Source organism: Streptomyces filamentosus, from assembly GCF_014654895.1.
Lineage (GTDB): Bacteria > Actinomycetota > Actinomycetes > Streptomycetales > Streptomycetaceae > Streptomyces > Streptomyces filamentosus.
Genome location: NZ_BNBE01000002.1, coordinates 1,395,612 through 1,412,355, shown reverse-complemented (window position 1 = coordinate 1,412,355; position 16,744 = coordinate 1,395,612). Strand labels below are relative to the sequence as shown.

The 16,744-nt window shown below is 71.6% G+C and carries 12 protein-coding genes and 1 pseudogene; 3 read left to right on the top strand and 10 right to left on the bottom strand.

Features of this window, described 5'->3' with window-relative positions:
• Positions 1-16: 16 nt before the first annotated feature.
• On the bottom strand, positions 17-514 hold the full coding sequence (locus IE326_RS25265) for an Lrp/AsnC family transcriptional regulator (RefSeq protein WP_190043094.1): 498 nt from the start codon (positions 512-514) through the stop codon (positions 17-19).
• 59 nt (positions 515-573) lie between these two features.
• Between IE326_RS25265 and IE326_RS25260 the strand changes: the two genes are divergently transcribed.
• On the top strand, positions 574-1,782 hold the full coding sequence (locus tag IE326_RS25260; RefSeq protein WP_190043093.1) for a trans-sulfuration enzyme family protein: 1,209 nt from the start codon (positions 574-576) through the stop codon (positions 1,780-1,782).
• Here the strand turns inward: IE326_RS25260 and IE326_RS25255 are convergent.
• The 4 genes from IE326_RS25255 to IE326_RS25240 all read right to left on the bottom strand — a co-directional run bounded on the left by IE326_RS25255 (position 1,712) and on the right by IE326_RS25240 (position 9,007).
• Entirely contained in the window at positions 1,712-3,097 is a 1,386-nt protein-coding gene (locus IE326_RS25255; RefSeq protein ID WP_190043092.1) for a GNAT family N-acetyltransferase, read from the bottom strand. The genes IE326_RS25260 and IE326_RS25255 overlap by 71 nt on opposite strands.
• 88 nt (positions 3,098-3,185) lie before the next feature.
• The gene (locus tag IE326_RS25250) at positions 3,186-5,942 is read right to left on the bottom strand and encodes a DUF7824 domain-containing protein (protein ID WP_190043091.1); all 2,757 of its coding nucleotides are present in this window, start codon (positions 5,940-5,942) and stop codon (positions 3,186-3,188) included.
• Positions 5,939-7,306, bottom strand: coding sequence for an SWIM zinc finger family protein (locus IE326_RS25245; protein ID WP_190043090.1), 1,368 nt, complete (start codon positions 7,304-7,306; stop codon positions 5,939-5,941). Before IE326_RS25245 ends, IE326_RS25250 begins: the two co-directional genes overlap by 4 nt.
• An 84-nt stretch (positions 7,307-7,390) precedes the next feature.
• A complete protein-coding gene (locus tag IE326_RS25240; protein WP_190043089.1) occupies positions 7,391-9,007 on the bottom strand; it encodes an alkaline phosphatase D family protein in 1,617 nt (538 codons plus the stop codon).
• Between the two features lie 316 nt (positions 9,008-9,323).
• Here IE326_RS25240 and IE326_RS41735 point away from each other — a divergent pair.
• A pseudogene (locus tag IE326_RS41735) lies at positions 9,324-10,160 on the top strand (EamA family transporter); the annotation flags it as partial.
• Positions 10,161-10,211: 51 nt separating this feature from the next.
• Here IE326_RS41735 and IE326_RS25230 read toward each other — a convergent pair.
• A complete protein-coding gene (locus IE326_RS25230; protein ID WP_190043088.1) occupies positions 10,212-11,051 on the bottom strand; it encodes an alpha/beta fold hydrolase in 840 nt (279 codons plus the stop codon).
• 387 nt (positions 11,052-11,438) lie between these two features.
• Between IE326_RS25230 and IE326_RS25225 the strand changes: the two genes are divergently transcribed.
• Complete coding sequence (locus IE326_RS25225; protein WP_190043087.1) at positions 11,439-12,179, top strand: GntR family transcriptional regulator; 741 nt, start codon at positions 11,439-11,441, stop codon at positions 12,177-12,179.
• Between the two features lie 206 nt (positions 12,180-12,385).
• Here IE326_RS25225 and IE326_RS25220 read toward each other — a convergent pair whose 3' ends face one another.
• The 4 genes from IE326_RS25220 to IE326_RS25205 form a co-directional block, all read right to left on the bottom strand.
• Positions 12,386-13,543: an ROK family transcriptional regulator gene (locus tag IE326_RS25220; RefSeq protein WP_150227088.1), complete on the bottom strand. Its 1,158-nt coding sequence runs from the start codon at positions 13,541-13,543 to the stop codon at positions 12,386-12,388.
• 189 nt (positions 13,544-13,732) lie between these two features.
• The gene (gene mug, locus IE326_RS25215; protein WP_190043086.1) at positions 13,733-14,260 is read right to left on the bottom strand and encodes a G/U mismatch-specific DNA glycosylase; all 528 of its coding nucleotides are present in this window, start codon (positions 14,258-14,260) and stop codon (positions 13,733-13,735) included.
• A 62-nt stretch (positions 14,261-14,322) separates the two neighbouring features.
• The gene (gene purB / locus IE326_RS25210) at positions 14,323-15,765 is read right to left on the bottom strand and encodes an adenylosuccinate lyase (RefSeq protein ID WP_150227087.1); all 1,443 of its coding nucleotides are present in this window, start codon (positions 15,763-15,765) and stop codon (positions 14,323-14,325) included.
• A 156-nt stretch (positions 15,766-15,921) separates the two neighbouring features.
• Positions 15,922-16,704 carry an SGNH/GDSL hydrolase family protein gene (locus IE326_RS25205; protein WP_190043085.1) on the bottom strand — a complete coding sequence of 261 codons (783 nt, stop codon included), beginning with the start codon at positions 16,702-16,704 and terminating at the stop codon, positions 15,922-15,924.
• Positions 16,705-16,744 lie beyond the last annotated feature (40 nt).

The following is a 16,744-nucleotide window of genomic DNA, read 5'->3' as shown; positions in this document are numbered from 1 at the left end:
TCACCTTCGACCGGACTCACACGGCTGACAAGGACGGTCCCGCGCCGGGCGGCATCAGAGGACCGCACTCCCACTGCTGGAAGATCAGCCTGGTTTCCACCCGCGCCACCTCGCGCTGCGAGGTGAACTCGTCGAGTACGAGTCGTTGCAGGTCTGCCGGGTCGGCGACGGTTACGTGCACGAGGTAGTCGTCGGGGCCGGTGAGATGGAACAGCGCCCGGGACTCGGGCAGGGCCCGGATCCGCTCCACAAACGGACCGATCAGTTCACGTCGATGGGGCCGGACCTGTACGAGCAGCAACGCCTCCAGGCCACGACCGAGTTTGGCTGGATCCAGCCGTAGCTGGTGCCCGAGGATCACGCCTGTGCGGCGGAGTCGGGTCACCCGGTCCAGACAGGTGGAGGGGGCTACGCCGACTTCGGCGGCGAGCTCGCGATAGGTGGTCCGGGCGTCGTTCTGCAGGAGGCGGAGAATCTGCAGATCGACCGTGTCCAGTACGACAGATTCGGCCATTGGGCGAACGTAGCACGGAGTTTCGGCGTTACTTTCCGGTATCCGTTCACAGTGCGGCCATGGACGCCATGGATCACGCCCCTTCGGCCACCCCGAAGGCGCTCGCCACCGAAGCCGTGCACGCCGGCCGGGAAGACCTCGCCGCGCTCGGACTGCACGCCCCGCCGCTCGACCTGTCCACCACCTACCCCTCGTACGACGCCCGGGCGGAGGCCGCCCGCATCGACGAGTTCGCCGCCACCGGCGCCCGGCTCGACGGCCCGCCCGTCTACGCCCGGCTCGACAACCCGACCGTGGCCCGCTTCGAGGAAGCGCTGGCCCGGCTGGAGGGTGCCGAGGCCGCCGTGGCCTTCGCGAGCGGCATGGCCGCCCTGACCGCGGTCCTGCTGGCCCGCGCGAGCCAGGGTCTGCGGCACGTCGTCGCGGTCCGGCCGCTCTACGGGTGCAGCGACCACCTCATGGACGCCGGCCTGCTCGGCACCGAGGTGACCTGGACCGACCCGGCGGGCGTCGCCGACGCGATCCGCCCGGACACGGGCCTCGTCGTGGTCGAGTCCCCGGCCAACCCCACCCTGGCCGAGGTCGACATTTGTGCCGTCGCCCACTCCTGCGGCTCGGTCCCGCTCCTCGTTGACAACACCTTCGCCACCCCGGTCCTCCAGCGCCCGGTCGGCCTCGGCGCCCGGATCGTCCTGCACAGCGCCACCAAGTACCTGGGCGGACACGGCGACGTCATGGGCGGCGTCGTCGCGTGCGACGAGGAGTTCGCCCGCGAACTCCGCCGCGTCCGCTTCGCCACCGGCGGCGTGCTCCACCCGCTCGCCGGCTACATGCTGCTCCGGGGCCTGTCCACCCTCCCGGTCCGTGTCCGGGCGGCCTCGGCGACGGCCGCGGAGCTGGTACGCCGCCTGACCACCGACCCGCGGATCGCCCGTGTGCACTACCCCGCGATCGGCGGGGCGATGGTCTCCTTCGAGGTGTACGGAGACCCGCACGAGGTGATCGCCGGGGTCCGGCTGATCACCCCGGCGGTGAGCCTCGGCAGCGTGGACACCCTGATCCAGCACCCGGCCTCGATCAGCCATCGCATCGTGCACGAGGGCGACCGCAAGGCCGCGGGCGTCAGCGACCGGCTGCTGCGGATGTCGGTGGGCCTGGAGGACGTCGAGGACCTGTGGCGGGATCTCACCCAGGCACTCAGCGCTCGCTCTGTCGAGCCTGCTGCGGCTGCTCGCTCCGTCGCGGGGCCGAGGCCAGTCGGGCGGTGATCACCAGCGTCCCCTCCTCGATCTGGTAGTCGAGGGGGAGGTTGAGCGCCCGCATCGCCGCGACCATGCCCGTGTTGGACGCCTGGGTCACGGCGTAGACGCTCTCGCATCCGGCCTCCTCGGCCATGGCAACGAGCCGGCCGAGGAGCTCGGAGCCGATGCCGCGCCGCTGCCAGTCGTCCTCGACCAGGAGCGCCACCTCGGTCTCGTCCCCGTCCCACAGCAGGTGGCCGAGGGCCACGAGCCGTCCGGACGCGGTCTGCACGGCGAGAGTGCGACCGAAGCGGGGGCTCAGCAGGTGGTCCAGGTAGCGGTCCGCGTCACCGACCGGCCCGTGATAGCGCAGGCCCAGGGTGCGCGTCGAGCAGCGGCCGTGCATTGAGAGGGCGGCCGCGCGGTCGCGCTGGTCGGCGCGGCGTACGGTGATCTCGTTCCCCTCAGGGAGAGTGAGCACGTCCTGGCTGCGCGGGACGCGCGGGCCGAGCCGGGCGTCGAGTTCGACGAGCGCGCGGGCACGGGCGAACTCGGTCGGGGTGAAGGGGGGGTACGGCCGCTCGATCAGCAGAGTGCCCCCGCTGGGGTCGCGCAGCTTCATCACGGTCTCTTCAAGCACACCTTCGACGGGTGCCTGCTCTCCGGTGGGACGGCCGGTCAGGGAGACCGCCGGCACCGAGTGCAGGGTGCACCGGCCGAGGAGCTGGCGCAGCGCGAGCGGCAGCTCGGCGGCGTCGAGCGCGGTGCGGGCGGCGAGTCCCAGGACTCGCGTGGGGGTGTCCACGAGATCGTGGGCGTCGGCCCGCTCGGTCCAAGTGTCACGTCCGCCAGCGGCCTCGATCTCCCGGGCCAGGTTGTCAGCGGAGAGGGAATCCGGGGCGCGGAGCAGGAACTCGTCGACCGTTCCGTCCGTCAGCGGATGCGTCTGGAGCGTCAGGATGTCGACGCCGAGCCGGGCCAGCACCGTGCACAGTGCGGCCAGGCTGCCGGGAGCGTCGTCGACGGTGGTCCTCATGCGCCACAGCAGGGTCTCGGCGGTCCGGCCGTCCGATCCGGAAGCCGCCGCGAGCCCGGCTGCTGCTGTGGTTGTGCTGGGCGGAGCATGACTGTGCCTTCGGGCCCACCAGGTGTGGAAGCCCGCGGTGGCGATCAGCGCGATGGCCGAGAACACCAGGAGGTAGGGGCCGTCAGGGCCCTTGACGATGGTCTTGGCGATCGTGTCCGCCACCACCACTGCGGTGAACAGAGCCGCGAGCTCGATCAGGTCGTGCCGCCAGTGGTGAGGACGGCGGGTGCTCTTCGAGGACGTCACATCGGTCATGGCTTCACTGTGACCCAGAGGTGTTGCGTGATCACGAACGCTTTGTGACTGGCGGGTTAAGTGGCGATCTGGAAGATTTATGACGGATTCAGGACGTTTCTGTCGTGCTCTGATCGGCCCCCTGACGGAGTGCGCTCCACAGTCGCTTCGCCTGCGTGACCAGCTGCGACGTTCCCCGCGCCGTGGCATGCCGTTCGAGTCCCGCCAGCTCTCCGGTGGCCCCGCACCGTTCCGCACAGTCCGCCGCGATGGCCAGCAACTCACCCAGACCACGCATGGGAGTCTCGGCTTCGAGCAGGGGCGGAAGCGCCGCTGACAGGATCGTCCACACGGTTCCGTAGGCACCCGTTGCGGCCGCGGTCCGAGCCGCGTCCGCGAGACGGTTCGGCTTCATCGACCGCTCGGCGAGCAGCCAGGCCACGTCCCTTCCCACCTGCGCGGCATCGAGATCACCCCGTGCGGCCAGGACGAGCAGCGCGTCCACGGCGCGCAGCCGGTCGTCCGCGTCCCGGCAGCCGAGCCCGAAGGCGAGCACCAGGGCCACCGCCCTGCCCACCTGCCCTTCGCCCTCGGCGAGAAGGGTCAGAGGACCGGTCACGTCCCGCGTGGAGTCGCCGTCCACCGCACTCGCCATGGAGGACAGGAGGCAGGCGGCCAGCAACTCGCGGTCCGCAGGAAGCAGCGTGGCCCCATGCTCGGGGACCTGCTCCCAGTGGTAGCAGCGGCGGGCGTTCGGCAGCAGGCTGCCGCCGAGCCAGTGCAACGCCTTCGGGAACTCCTTCCGCAGCGTCGCCCGCTTCGTCATCTCGACCAGGATCCGGTCGACCAGCCACCAGCGTCCCGACTCCTTCTCCCCGCGCGGATGGAACCGTACGGTCGCCTCCAGGGGGCTTTCCGACCGTAGCCACGCGGCCAGCCGGGCTCCGCCGGCGCTCCCCAGCGACTCCGCCTCCTCAGCCGCCCGCGCGGCGGACGGATCCTGCCGGCGGACGCGCAACAGGGCATGGCCCAGGTCCACCGGCGCGGGTTCGAGCCCCGCGTCCGCGTACTCCCGGAGCCGCCGCACCAGCTCCAGCGGGTCGATGCCACCGGTGTGCCGGCTGGGCGTGGACAGGAGCAGCGGCAGCGTCCCCCCGCCGATCAGATGCGCGATCTCCCAGATCCGGATGTCCTGCGTGGCCCCCATCGCCCCGTGCACACACGACGTCATCGGAACGGGCTGGTTCATTCCTTTCTTGATCCGCTTCTGTTCCACCTTTCCCACAAGAGAGGCGAGGACCGCCTCCGTGCCCCGCGGACCGTGCCGGAAGTGGTCGTGGTCGAGGTGGAAGGAGGAGGCGTTGTCCTGCCAGTACGCGTCGGCGAACGTCTCCCGCACCCGCGACGCCACGCCTTCCCGGTCCTGGTGCGCATGCCGCACCAGGCCGTCGAGGGCCAGCTCGAACTCCATCGTCCCGCCCGAACGCCGCTGCACCAGCAGGTCCTCCATGAGCTCCTCGACCGTTCCCACCGGGCCCGGAAGGAACTGCGGCTCCGGCACAGGCGGCAGGATCTCCTCGTACGGCAGGTGCTCGCCCTCCCCGAGATCACCGCCGAAGACCACCTCGGCGGTGGCGCGGTGGGCGGGACCGAGGAGTGAAGCCGCCTCGGCCAGCTCGCGACGTACCCGCCCGTCGACGGCTTTCAGATGACGGGCCACTACCTGCAGCGCCCGTTCCTGCACCTCGGTGTCGTCGTGACCGAACGCCTCGGCCACCACCGGCAACACTTCGGCTGCCAGGGCCGGATTCTTGGCCAGCACCTTGTTCACCAGTGTCAACTGGGCGCGCAGCAGCTTCTTCTCGGTGCGGAACAGTACACCGGCCGTCATCTCCGAGAACGCACCACCCGGCAACGCCCCCTCGAGAGCCAGCCCCGTCAGGACCTTCTGCGCGTATCCCGCGACCGTGGACGTCCCGTCGGCGGTCATGCCGATCCAGTCGGCGATCCGGTCCCGCCGTTCCTCCGCGTTCGGCGGCACCAACTGCAACATCCCCAGCGGGAAACGCAGATCACGCGGACGCCCGCCCCGCAGCAGCCGCGACACGCACAGGTCGACGACCTCGGCGCGGTCGATCACTCCTTCCTCGGCGAGCGCCGCGAGCGCGGCCGACCAGCGCTTCGCCGAACCGTCCTTCCCCGGCTCGGCCAGCAGATCAGGAACCTCCCGCATGGAAAGGGCGTGGGCGACCAGCACCGGAGTCTGCGGGTCCGCCCTCAGCCGCTCCAGCAACTCGCCCTCCGCGATCCTCCGCGTCCAGCCGACGACGTATCCGTCCGTCGCCGGCACCGGCGCCCCCGACCCCTCCAACAGCCCCCGGATCAGGTCGTAACTGCCCTCCGCCACGGTCGGCTTGGCCGCGAGCCGGTGTGCCACGTCCGCACGCCAGTCCGCCTCGCGGTCCACGAGCACCCGCAGAGCCAGGAAACCGTCCTCGGTGCGCCAGCTGAGCAGATCCCGCCCACCCAGCCAGGCTGCCGCCGCTGCGGAACCGGTGTGACAACCGGCTCCCGCCACGTAGAGCGCCCGCCGCACCCGGGTGGCCTCGACCCATCGGCTCCAGTCCCAGGAACGCACTTCGGAGCGCAACTCCTTGAGTCGGTTCACTGCCTCCTTGCGTGCGTCCGCGTCCAGTGGCTCCAGAAGCGCCGGGACCTCGGCCGCACGACCCGCGCGCACCGCCTCCATCAGTGCCGTGACGCCCATGCCGTCGCCGGCCCTTGCCTCCGCTGCCATTTCCGCCCCCATCGATTCCGTCCTTCCGTCCACGACCGCTCCCCCGAGCGGCTCGATCCCCGTCGTCATGACGCTGCTCTCACCACCACGCCCCGGCGGGCCATCCGTACCGCCAGCGCGTGCTTGCACGGCCCACGCCGCCCGCGGTAGTCCGTCCACCATGTACAGGTGCAGCTCAGCACCCCGTCCGCCTCCCGCACCCGATAGTGCTGCTCGCCGGAGACCACCGTCGCCAGCTCCCCGTCGAGCGTCACCGCCTCCTCCGAGACCAACCGCCGTGCGGACACCAGTCGTGGGTTGTGCCGCTCCGCCCGGTCCGCGTCGTAAGGGAGTTCCCGGTGGAAGTACGTGGCGTCCGCGACGTCGTACCCCACCCGGCCCGCCGTGCCGAGCCGGGTGAGAGCGGCACGCACCCGGTCGGCGGCGAGCCCGGACTGTTCGGCGAGATCGGCCGGATCTATTCGCGGTTCCCACGCGAGGAGCACGGCGATCAGTTCCGCGTCCGCCGCGGCTTCGTCCGTGGCCAGGGCTTCCAGCACACCGCCTTCCCCGGAGAAACCACGGGCCGGATCGGGCGAGAGCGTGAGCGTCAGCCGCATGCCCGGGAGGGTCACCTCCCAGGCACTGGGCGTGGCCAGGCCATCGGGAACCGGACCGTACACCCGTAGCCCGGTGGCGAACCGGAGCACGCGTTCCAGCGCGATCAGCCGGTCCGGTCCGGGCAGACATACGGCCCCCGCTCCCGGACGGGTCGTCGGGCGCAGCGTCCGGCCGGCCTGGACCACCCACAGCGGAGCGCGGCCACGCCCCTGCGAGCGGGGAAGCCCACGCAGGAACCGCACCGCCTCCGCACCGGTCAGCTCGGCCCGCAGATCGAACCGCGCCGAGGCGACCTGCGCCTCCGCGAAGCCCCGCAGCCAGCGGTCCGGCAGCGGAACCCTCTTCTCCACCACCGACCCGCCGAGCGTCGTCACCGCCATCTCGTCGGGCCCCACCCGCAGATGCATCGGATCATCGCCGGTCATCCGCGAAAGCGCTTCACGCAGCGGATCGTTCACATCCACGTTCGTGGTGCCGTGACCGGTCTCCGTACCACCCAGGCCTTCGTCGAGCACGTCGAGCCGCGCGTACACCCCTCCACAGCCGGAGAAGGACTCGAACCGCAGCCGGTCGCCGTTCCCCGTCACGACAGGATCCAGCGAGCCCGGTCTCGCCCGCTGGTGATAGCGGGCCACGGCCACGTCGGCCACCGCCAGCAGACCGCGCGCGGCAATCTGGGGAGAGGCCAGGAAGCCCGCGAAGAAGCGAGGGTGGGCCTCGGCCCCACGAGGGGTCAGACCTCCGGCCGTCTCCAGACCGAGGAGCCGGCCGGAAGCCGTGGACTCAAGGGAAGAAGGGCGTGCGTAGGCGAGCGCCTGTACGGATCGCGTCATGGAAACGACCGTAGGGCCCGACACTGACATCCGCTCGTATCCACAGGTCGGCCTGTGGATAACCTCCTTCCGTCAGAAGATCGGTTACTGTCCCACCAAGCCCGGCCGCAACACCTTCGTGAACAGCACCGAACCGTCGTCCGCCCGCAGACGGACCGCCAGGTCGCCGCTCTCCCCGTCGATGTCCACCTCGCCGAAGTACTGCGGACTCTCCATGGGCGACACGTTCGCCCGCTCCGGCGCCCGCACGAAGACACGCTCCGGGCCGAACGTCGCATCCAGCCTGTTGGCCGGGAACCCGCCTGCGGCCAGTGGCCCCGAGACGAACTCCCAGAAGGGGGCGAAATCCTGGAAGGCGGCCCGCTCCGGCGCGTAGTGCTGCGCCGAGGTGTAGTGGACGTCGGCGGTCAGCCACACCGTGCCGGTGATACGACGGTGCTTGATGAACCTCAGCAGTTCGGCGATCTGCAGCTCGCGCCCGAGCGGCGCCCCGGGATCGCCCTGCGCGACGGCCTCGAAGTCGGCCGCGCCGTCCGGGACGACCAGCCCGAGCGGCATATCGGCGGCGAGCACCTTCCACACCGCTCGCGACCGGGACAACTCCCGCTTCAGCCAGGCGAGCTGCTCCGCGCCGAGGATCCCGGTGGTGTCGTCCGCCTGTCGGCCCGGAGAGTTGGCGTTGCGATACGAGCGCATGTCCAGGACGAAGACGTCGAGCAGCGGCCCGTACCGCACCACCCGGTGCATCCGACCGTCGGCACCTTCCCCGGCCCGCAGCGTGGAAACCGGGAAGTACTCGGCGAACGCCTGTGACGCGCGGGCCGCCAGCACGTCCACGTTCTTCTCCGTGTAGCGCGCGTCGTCGAGGATCTGCCCCGGATACCAGTTGTTGCGCACCTCATGGTCGTCCCACTGGGCCACCGTCGGCACCTGCGCGTTGAACGCGCGGACGTTCCGGTCGAGCAGGTTGTAACGGAAGGTACCCCGGTACTCGTCGAGCGTCTCGGCGACCTTCGCCTTCTCCGGCGTCACCACGTTGCGCCACACCCGGCCGTCGGGGAGCGTCACCGTCGGCTGCAGCGGCCCGTCCGCGTAGACGGTGTCACCGCTGCACAGGAAGAAGTCGGGGTCGAGCCGGCGCATGGCCTCGAAGGCGCGGAAGCCGCCGATGTCCGGATTGATGCCCCAGCCCTGCCCGGCGATGTCGCCCGACCAGAGGAACCGCACGCCGTCGCGGCGCCGCTCCGGAGCCGTACGAAAGGTCCCGAGGACCGGCTCGCCCGCGCGGCGCGGGTCGTCGGGGTCGGCGAGGAGAACCCGGTAGTGGATCTGCTCACCGGCCGGCAGACCGCGGAGGGCCGTCGTGCCCGTGAAGTCGGTGCCCGCGCCCAGCAGCGGGCCGAAATGGCGGTGGACCCGCCGGAAGGACTCCGTCGCCGAAGTCTCGACGATCATGCGCGCGGGCCGGTCCGACCGGACCCACACCAAACCCGAGCGTGCGGTGACGTCACCGGTCTGTACCCCCCACCGTGCCTCGGGCCGCCCGGACAGGGCGAAGGCCGGGACCGAGAGACCGCCGGCGCCCAGGGCGACCCCTGCGGAGACGGCGAGCGAGCCGCGCAGCACGTTGCGGCGCGCGGGCGCGGAAGCGGCACCCGAGGACGGCCCGACAGGCAAGGGGCCGTGCGGATACGTGGACATGCGGAGCCTCCGGGAAAGGAAAGGGGCCGTGACCGACGCGACATGACGCGATGCCATCGACAAGGCGTCAAGGGCGTCGTCTGGTACGAGAGTTCGCACCAGCCACCTGCCTAACGGCCAGGAGCGGCGCCCACACGAACCCCACGTGAACAGATCGCTCCGGTCGGTCCGCCTTGCGCCGAGGTCTTCCGCCACCCGTCTTTCCGGACTGGCGCGAGCGGTTCGCGCCTGACACCCCGGCGTACCGAAGTGGTCCCCGTCGACGCCATGGAAGTGGACCTTCACCCGGGTCGCGCGCCTTTCTAGCGTCGAGGACATGAACCCGAACGCCTTCCGCGGGGTCCTGCTCGTGACCCTCGCCTATGCCCTCGTCGGCGCCTCCTTCACGGCCAACGGCCTGCTCGGCGACTACCCGTACGCGGGCGGGCAGGCCCTCCGTTACGGTGCGGCCTTCCTCCTGCTGCTCCCTCTTCTCGGCCGCGGTGGCCTGGCTCCGCTCCGTCTCCTCGGCATCGGTCAGTGGGTACGGATCGCGGTCCTGGCCGCCGTCGGCATGGTCGGTTTCAATCTCGCCATTCTCGCCGCCGAACGCACTGCGGAACCCGCCGTACCAGGAGTGGTCGTCGGCTGCGCCCCGGTCGTGGTCGCCGTCCTCGTGCCGATGCTCGAAGGCCGGAGGCCCGCGCCGACCGTGCTGTACGGGGCCCTGCTCGTCGCGGCCGGCGCCTTCACCGTGCAGGGCTGGGGGCGCACCGACACGGCGGGGCTCGGCTGGTCGGCGGCGGCGCTCGCCGGGGAGGTCGGGTTCACCGTGCTCGCCGTGCCCGTACTGCGTCCGCTCGGTCCCCGGCTGCTCACGGCGGCGGTCTGCGGGGTCGGCGCGGTGGAGTCCACGCTGCTCGGCCTCGTCGTGGACGGTTCCGGGTTCGTGCGGATGCCGACCGCTGTGGAGACGAGTGCATTGCTGTGGCAGGCGGTGCTCGCGACCGTCGTCGGGTTCGTCCTTTTTTACATGGCGGTCCAGCGCATCGGGATGGAACGCGCCACGCTCTATACCGGCGCCATCCCGATCGCGGCCGCGTTGAGTGCGGCCGCGATCGGGGAGGCCACCCTCGGGCTGCCGCAGGCGGTCGGCGGCCTTCTCGTGGGAGCCGGTGCCGCGCTCGGTACCGGCCTGCTGACCTCGCGGAAGGCGCCGGCCGGGTCAGCCGGAGAGGGCGCTGCCGTCGAGGAGGACACGCGCGACGAGCGCGGGATCGTCGTTCATCGGGACGTGACCGCAGTCGGGCAGCCGTACGAGCCGCGCGCCGGGAACGGTCCGCTTGGCGCGGAGGCCTTGGCGGCGCAGCAGCAGCCGGTCCCGGGTGCCCCAGGCGATGGTGACCGGCAGCGACGGGAGGTCGTCGCGGAAGAGCACGTCGCGGCCCGAGGCGAGGGTCTGGTGGAAGCCGGTGGCCTCGCGCAGCGCGAGCGTCTCGGCGACGACCGCCTCGGGTGAACGGCGAGCGGGCCGGGCGTAGATCGTGCTGGTGAGCGCGGTGCGTCCGGCCGCCGTCCGGGACAGCCGGTCGATGAGGGGGGCGGGTAGGGCCAGGGCGGCGCCGCGCATGGCCCGCAGGGTTCCGAAGGCGTATCGGCGCTCGCTCTCGGACCAGAAGCCGGCGGGGGAGAGGGCGGTGACCGAGCGGACGGCCTTCTCCCGGCCGAGCTGGAGGGCGAGCAGTCCGCCGAGGGAGTTGCCCGCCACGTGCGGCCGCTCGACGCCGACGGCGGAGCAGAAGGCGGCGAGGACGGAGGTGACGGTCGACAGGTCGTAGGCGCAGTCCTGCGGGAGCGCGTCGGAGGCGCCGAAACCCGGCAGGTCGACGGCGATGACGTCGCGTTCGCAGGCCAGGACGTCGAGGACCGGTTCCCAGGCCTGGCAGTGGTGCCCGATGCCGTGGAGCAGGAGCAGAGGCTCGCCCGTTCCACGGCGTTCGTACGTCAGGGACGTGGTGCGGTGGCCGTGCGGGGTCTCGAACTCGAACATGATCCGTGTCGACATGGAGGCTCCCTCGTACATCTTCTTAGACGTGCTGTCAGCAAGAATTACTGCTCGGTAGTCACGAGTTCAAGAGTCAGGAGGAAACTGGCGTCCGGGAGGAAGGAGCCGCCCCCCGGGGGATGTGTCCTCCTCGTCCCGGGTTCCCCGAAGCAGCCCTGAGCCCCGCCCGCCGGTCCGGCAGGCGGGGCTCAGGGCTTCGTGCGTCTCACGAGGGTGCGAACGTCCTGTGAACGATCAAGGTCAGAGGGTCACATTTCCGGACGTTCGGCGGAGGATTGGTCTTGACCAAGGGGGTGGCTCGCCTTATGGTCGCAGAGTTAGTGCAGGAACCTTTAATAAACAAGGGCGCGGAAACGCCGCGGGACACGGCGAAATGCGGAGGACAGGGTGGGGACCACGCAGCTGGAATCGGTACAGGAACCGAAGTACCAGCACCTCAAGACGGTGATCGGCGAAGCTCTCGACTCCGACTTCGCGGTCGGTGAGATCCTGCCCAACGAGCGCGAGCTCGCGGCACGCTTCGGCGTCGCCCGCGCCACGCTCCGCCAGGCGCTGGAACAGCTGGAGCTGGAAGGACGCCTCCAGCGCCGACGCGGTGTCGGCACCACGGTCGCGCCCCCGCGCGTCGGCGTCGACGTCTCCACCACGCAGCAGGCGTGGCCCGGTGTCGGCGACGACGCCTGGCAGGCCCAGGACTCCGTGCTCGGTACGGCGCCCGCCGCCGTAGCCCGTCTGCTGGAGGTTCCGGCCGACGAGGACGTGCACCTGGTGCGCCGACTGCGCATCGGTCAGGACCAGGCCGTCGCCGCGGAGCTGCTGTACGTGCCCGCAGCCTCGGTCGCGGGACTCGTCGGCGTCGAGGCCCCTGCCGGGCCCGCCCGCGCCCGCGAGGTGCTGCGCGAGCTCCAGCACCTCGCCCTCGACGGCCAGGATCGTTCGGTGGAGCTGGGTTCCGCCCGTGCCGACGACGCCAAGGAGTTGGACCGTCTGCCCGGTTCGCCGGTACTGGTCGTGACGACCCGTTACCTCTCCGGCGGCCGTACCGCTGCCGTCTCCGTCGCCACGTACCGTGCCGACACCTGCCGCCTCACCTTCGGCGACTCCGTCGACCTGGCGATGGCCTCCTGACGCACCGACGCACTGACGCACACCAAGGCTCACCGTGTACGACGCACGGTGAGCGAACCGCAGGGTGGTGATCGGATCCAGTCGACGCGGCCGAATCGAACGACTCGACTCGGCCTGATCGGATCCGGTTCGATCCGAGACCCGGCCCTCCACGGCCGGGTCTTCGGCTTTTTCGGCGAGGGGCCGGAACGGTGCTCCTGTCCGGTCTACCGTCGGGCCGTCACGCTGCCCTCGACCACGAAGAGTTGTTCCTCCACGTGGTCGAGCGCGAGCCGCAGCGCACCCGTCCCCACGGCGGCCTCGCCGAGCAGGGAGAGCACGACCCGCGGCGGGCGGAGGCAGAAGCGTGCCAGTTCCTCGCGGAGCGGCTGCAGCACTCCGTCCAGGCCGGCCGCCCAGCCGCCGATCACGACCAGTTCCGGATCGAGGGCGAGGACGAGCGCGCCGACGTCGTGCACCAGTCGCTGGGTGAACCGCTCCACAGCGGCCTCGGCCCGCGCGTCACCCTTCCTCGCCAGCGCGAAGACCTCCGCCACCGCCTGCTCGTCCAGCGGGTGCAGCGGCTCGTCGGTCGTCGACAGCAGGTGCTCCGGAGTCACGCCGCGGCCCAGCAGGTGCAGCGCGCCGATCTCGCCCGCCGCGCCGCCGTAACCGCGGTGCAGCCGGCCGCCGATCATCGAACCGGCCCCGGGACTCAGCCCGGCGAGGACGAAGACGATGTCGTCGGAGTCGGTCGCCGCGCCCTTCCAGTGCTCGGCGACGGCCGCCGCGTTGGCGTCGTTCTCCACGATCACCGGGCAGCGGAAGGAGCGGCGCAGCCGCTCGCCGAGCGCGAGGCCCGTCCAGCCGGGGAGCGCGGTGCCGAGCCGCACCGTCCCGTCGGCCTCCACGATGCCGGGGGTGCCGACGCCGACGGCCCGCAGGTTCGACCGGGGCACGCCCGCCCGGCGCAGGACGTCCGCGACGACCGTGCGCACCTTCTCCAGGCGCTCGTCCTCGGGCGCGGTCTCCGACACCTCGCGGGCGCCGGCGCCGATGATCCGGCCGTCCAGACCGGAGAGGAGGGCCGCGACGCGGTGCGGGCCGATCTCGATGCCGAGCAGATGACCGGCCTCGGCGCGGAACCGGAACCTCCGGGCGGGGCGGCCCTGGCGCCGGGCCCCGCCCTCCTCGGGCGCGGCCTCGACGACGAGCCCGCCTTCGATGAGCCCTTCGACGACGCCCTCGACGGTCGGCCGGGAGAGACCCGTGATCCGGGTCAGGTCCGTGAGCGTGCGCGCGTCGGAACCGCGCAGAGCATGGAGTACCACCGCGGAATTGATCCGCCGCAGCAGAGACGGATCCCCGCCGGTCAGCCGCCCCACCGTGTGTCCTCCCAGCTCGTGCCCGTCTCAGGCGGATCGTACTCAATGGTTCCGGAAGCGGCGAGGGCCGCCCCCGGGCCGTGTCCGGGCCGTGTCCGCGCCGAGACCCGAGCCCCGCCGCCGTACCCGCACGGAAGGCGGGGCGGACTGACGTGCCGTCGGCTGCCGGAGTCGCGCGGTTCCCCGGCCTCACGAGCCGTGCGCGTCCTCCGGCGGGTCGGTGGCGGGCGGCAGTCCGGCGGCCACCCGGAGGCGCGCGTACTCCTCGGCCATGGTCTCCGCCGTCCAGTGGGCGTTGAGCCCGCTCGGATTGGGCAGCGCCCAGATCCGGGTCTCGCCGATCGTCCGTTCCTGCGGACCGATCGCCGCCTTCGGTTCGCCGAAGGCGGTGCGGTACGCGGTGACGCCGACGACCGCGAGCCAGCGGGGCTTCAGCCGCAGGACCTTCGCGGTGAGGAGACGGCCGCCCTCGACGTACTCCTCGCGGCTCAGTTCGTCGGCGCGCGCGGTCGGCCGGGCGACGACGTTGGTGATGCCGAGCCCGTACGAGAGCAGTTCGTCCTGCTCGTCGGGGCGCAGCAGGCGAGGGGTGAAACCGGACCGGTGGAGCACCGGCCAGAAGCGGTTGCCGGGACGGGCGAAGTGGTGGCCGGTCGCGGCGGTCATCAGCCCCGGGTTGATGCCGCAGAAGAGAACGGCGAGGCCGCCCTCGGCCACGTCGGTGACGACGCGGTCGCGGGCGGCCTCCAGCTCCTCGCGGGTGAACCGGGGGGTCCGGGTCAGAGGATGGCTCCGGGGGTGTACGCGGCGGCCTCCGGGTGCTGCTTGACGAGCTCCTCGATGCGGGACACCACGGTGGCGACCTGGTCGGCGGCGGCGCCGGTGAAGGAGAGCTTGTCCGCCATCAGGCCGTCGAGCTCCGCGCGGTCCAGCGGGATGCGGTCGTCGGCGGCGAGCTTGTCGAGCAGCTCGTTGCGCTCGGCGCCCTGCTCACGCATGGCGAGGGCGGAGGCCACCGCGTTCTCCTTGATCGCCTCGTGGGCGAGCTCGCGGCCCACGCCGGCGCGGACCGAGGCCATGAGGACCTTGGTGGTGGCGAGGAAGGGGAGGTAGCGGTCGAGCTCGCGGGCGACGACGGCCGGGAAGGCGCCGAACTCGTCCAGCACGGTCAGGAAGGTCTCCAGCAGGCCGTCCAGCGCGAAGAAGGCGTCCGGCAGGGCCACGCGGCGGACCACGGAGCAGGACACGTCGCCCTCGTTCCACTGGTCGCCGGCCAGCTCGCCGGTCATCGAGGCGTAACCGCGCAGGATGACCATGAGGCCGTTGACGCGCTCGCAGGAGCGGGTGTTCATCTTGTGCGGCATCGCGGAGGAGCCGACCTGACCGGGCTTGAAGCCCTCGGTGACCAGCTCGTGGCCGGCCATCAGGCGGATCGTCTTGGCGATGGACGACGGCGCGGCGGCCAGCTGCACCAGGGTGGTGACCACGTCGTAGTCGAGCGAGCGCGGGTAGACCTGGCCGACCGAGGTGAAGGCGTGCGCGAAGCCGAGGTGACCGGCGATGCGCTGCTCCAGGTCGGCGAGCTTGCCGGCGTCGCCGCCGAGCAGGTCGAGCATGTCCTGGGCGGTGCCGACCGGGCCCTTGATGCCGCGCAGCGGGTAGCGGCCGAGCAGCTCCTCCAGGCGGGCGTACGCCACGAGCAGCTCGTCCGCGGTGGTCGCGAAGCGCTTGCCGAGGGTGGTGGCCTGCGCGGCGACGTTGTGCGAACGCCCAGCCATGACCAGCTCGCCGTACTCCGCGGACAGCTTGCCCAGACGGGCGAGGACGGCGACCGTACGGTCCCGCACCAGCTCCAGGGAGAGGCGGATCTGGAGCTGCTCGACGTTCTCCGTGAGGTCACGGGAGGTCATGCCCTTGTGCACGTGCTCATGGCCGGCGAGGGCGTTGAACTCCTCGATGCGGGCCTTCACGTCGTGCCGGGTGACCTTCTCGCGCTCGGCGATGGAGCCGAGGTCGACCTGGTCGAGGACGCGCTCGTAGTCGGCGATCGCCGCGTCCGGAACCTCGATCCCGAGGTCCTTCTGGGCACGCAGCACGGCGAGCCACAGCTGGCGCTCCAGCTTCACCTTCTGCTCGGGGGACCAGAGGACGGCGAGCTCCGCGGAGGCGTAGCGGCCGGCCAGGACGTTGGGGATACGGGGCTTCACAGTCGCAGCAGTCACGTGTCCAGAGTTTACTGGTGATTTCTGCAGGCCAGCGCCGTGGTCCCGGCTGGAGCTTGCTACGAGACGCAGCTCACGCGGTCCGGGCGCGCGCTCGCCGCCGTACCCCCGTCCGTGTCCGGTGCAGGAGCCCCGTGTCCCGGGGCCCTGGCCGGGTCAGGCCTCGGAGCGCGCCTCGTACGGCAGCAGCTCGGGGCGCTTCGGCGGGCGGCCGTCGCCGGACGAGCGGCCGGTGAGCCGGCGGCCGATCCACGGCCCGAGGTGCTCCTTCGCGAACCGGGCGTCCGCCGCGCGCCGCGTCACCCACCCCACCCGCGCGGCGTCCGGCAGCGGCGCCTGCCAGTCCTGCTCGGGCGCGAGGCCCAGGGTCTGCCACACCGCCTCGGCGACCCGCCGGTGCCCGTCGGCGGTGAGGTGCAGCCGGTCCACGTCCCACAGCCGGGGGTCGGCCAGGACGGGCGCGCCGTACAGGTCGACGACGAGGGCGCCGTGCCGGCCGGCCAGCTCGTCGATGTGGGCGAAGAGCTCCTCCATCCGGGGACGGAAACGATCCAGCACCGGACCGTTCCGGCCGGGGCTGCGCATCAGGACGAGCTGTCCGCAGGAAGGTGTGAGGCGTTCCACGGCCTCCGTCAGGAGACCCTTCACGCGGCCCATGTCCACCTTGGGGCGGAGGGTGTCGTTGAGGCCCCCGACGAGGGTCACCACATCGGCCTTCATCTCTGCGGCCAGGGCGACTTGCTCCTCGACGATCTGGCCGATGAGCTTCCCGCGGACGGCGAGGTTCGCGTAGCGGAAGCCCGGCGCGCGGGCCGCGAGCCGGCTCGCGAGGACGTCCGCCCACCCCCCGTAGGAACCGTCGGGCCTCAGGTCCGACATACCCTCGGTGAAGCTGTCCCCGACGGCGACGAGACTGTTGTACGTGGCATTGATCTCCATGGCGAAGCCGATCATACCGCGCGGTATGCGCGGGTGCCGT

Bases quoted from the DNA above. Each gene is read 5' to 3' on its own strand.
- IE326_RS25265 (WP_190043094.1), bottom strand. From the start codon at position 514: ATGGCCGAATCTGTCGTACTGGACACGGTCGATCTGCAGATTCTCCGC.
- IE326_RS25260 (WP_190043093.1), top strand. From the start codon at position 574: ATGGACGCCATGGATCACGCCCCTTCGGCCACCCCGAAGGCGCTCGCC.
- IE326_RS25255 (WP_190043092.1), bottom strand. From the start codon at position 3,097: ATGACCGATGTGACGTCCTCGAAGAGCACCCGCCGTCCTCACCACTGG.
- IE326_RS25250 (WP_190043091.1), bottom strand. From the start codon at position 5,942: ATGACGACGGGGATCGAGCCGCTCGGGGGAGCGGTCGTGGACGGAAGG.
- IE326_RS25245 (WP_190043090.1), bottom strand. From the start codon at position 7,306: ATGACGCGATCCGTACAGGCGCTCGCCTACGCACGCCCTTCTTCCCTT.
- IE326_RS25240 (WP_190043089.1), bottom strand. From the start codon at position 9,007: ATGTCCACGTATCCGCACGGCCCCTTGCCTGTCGGGCCGTCCTCGGGT.
- IE326_RS25230 (WP_190043088.1), bottom strand. From the start codon at position 11,051: ATGTCGACACGGATCATGTTCGAGTTCGAGACCCCGCACGGCCACCGC.
- IE326_RS25205 (WP_190043085.1), bottom strand. From the start codon at position 16,704: ATGGAGATCAATGCCACGTACAACAGTCTCGTCGCCGTCGGGGACAGC.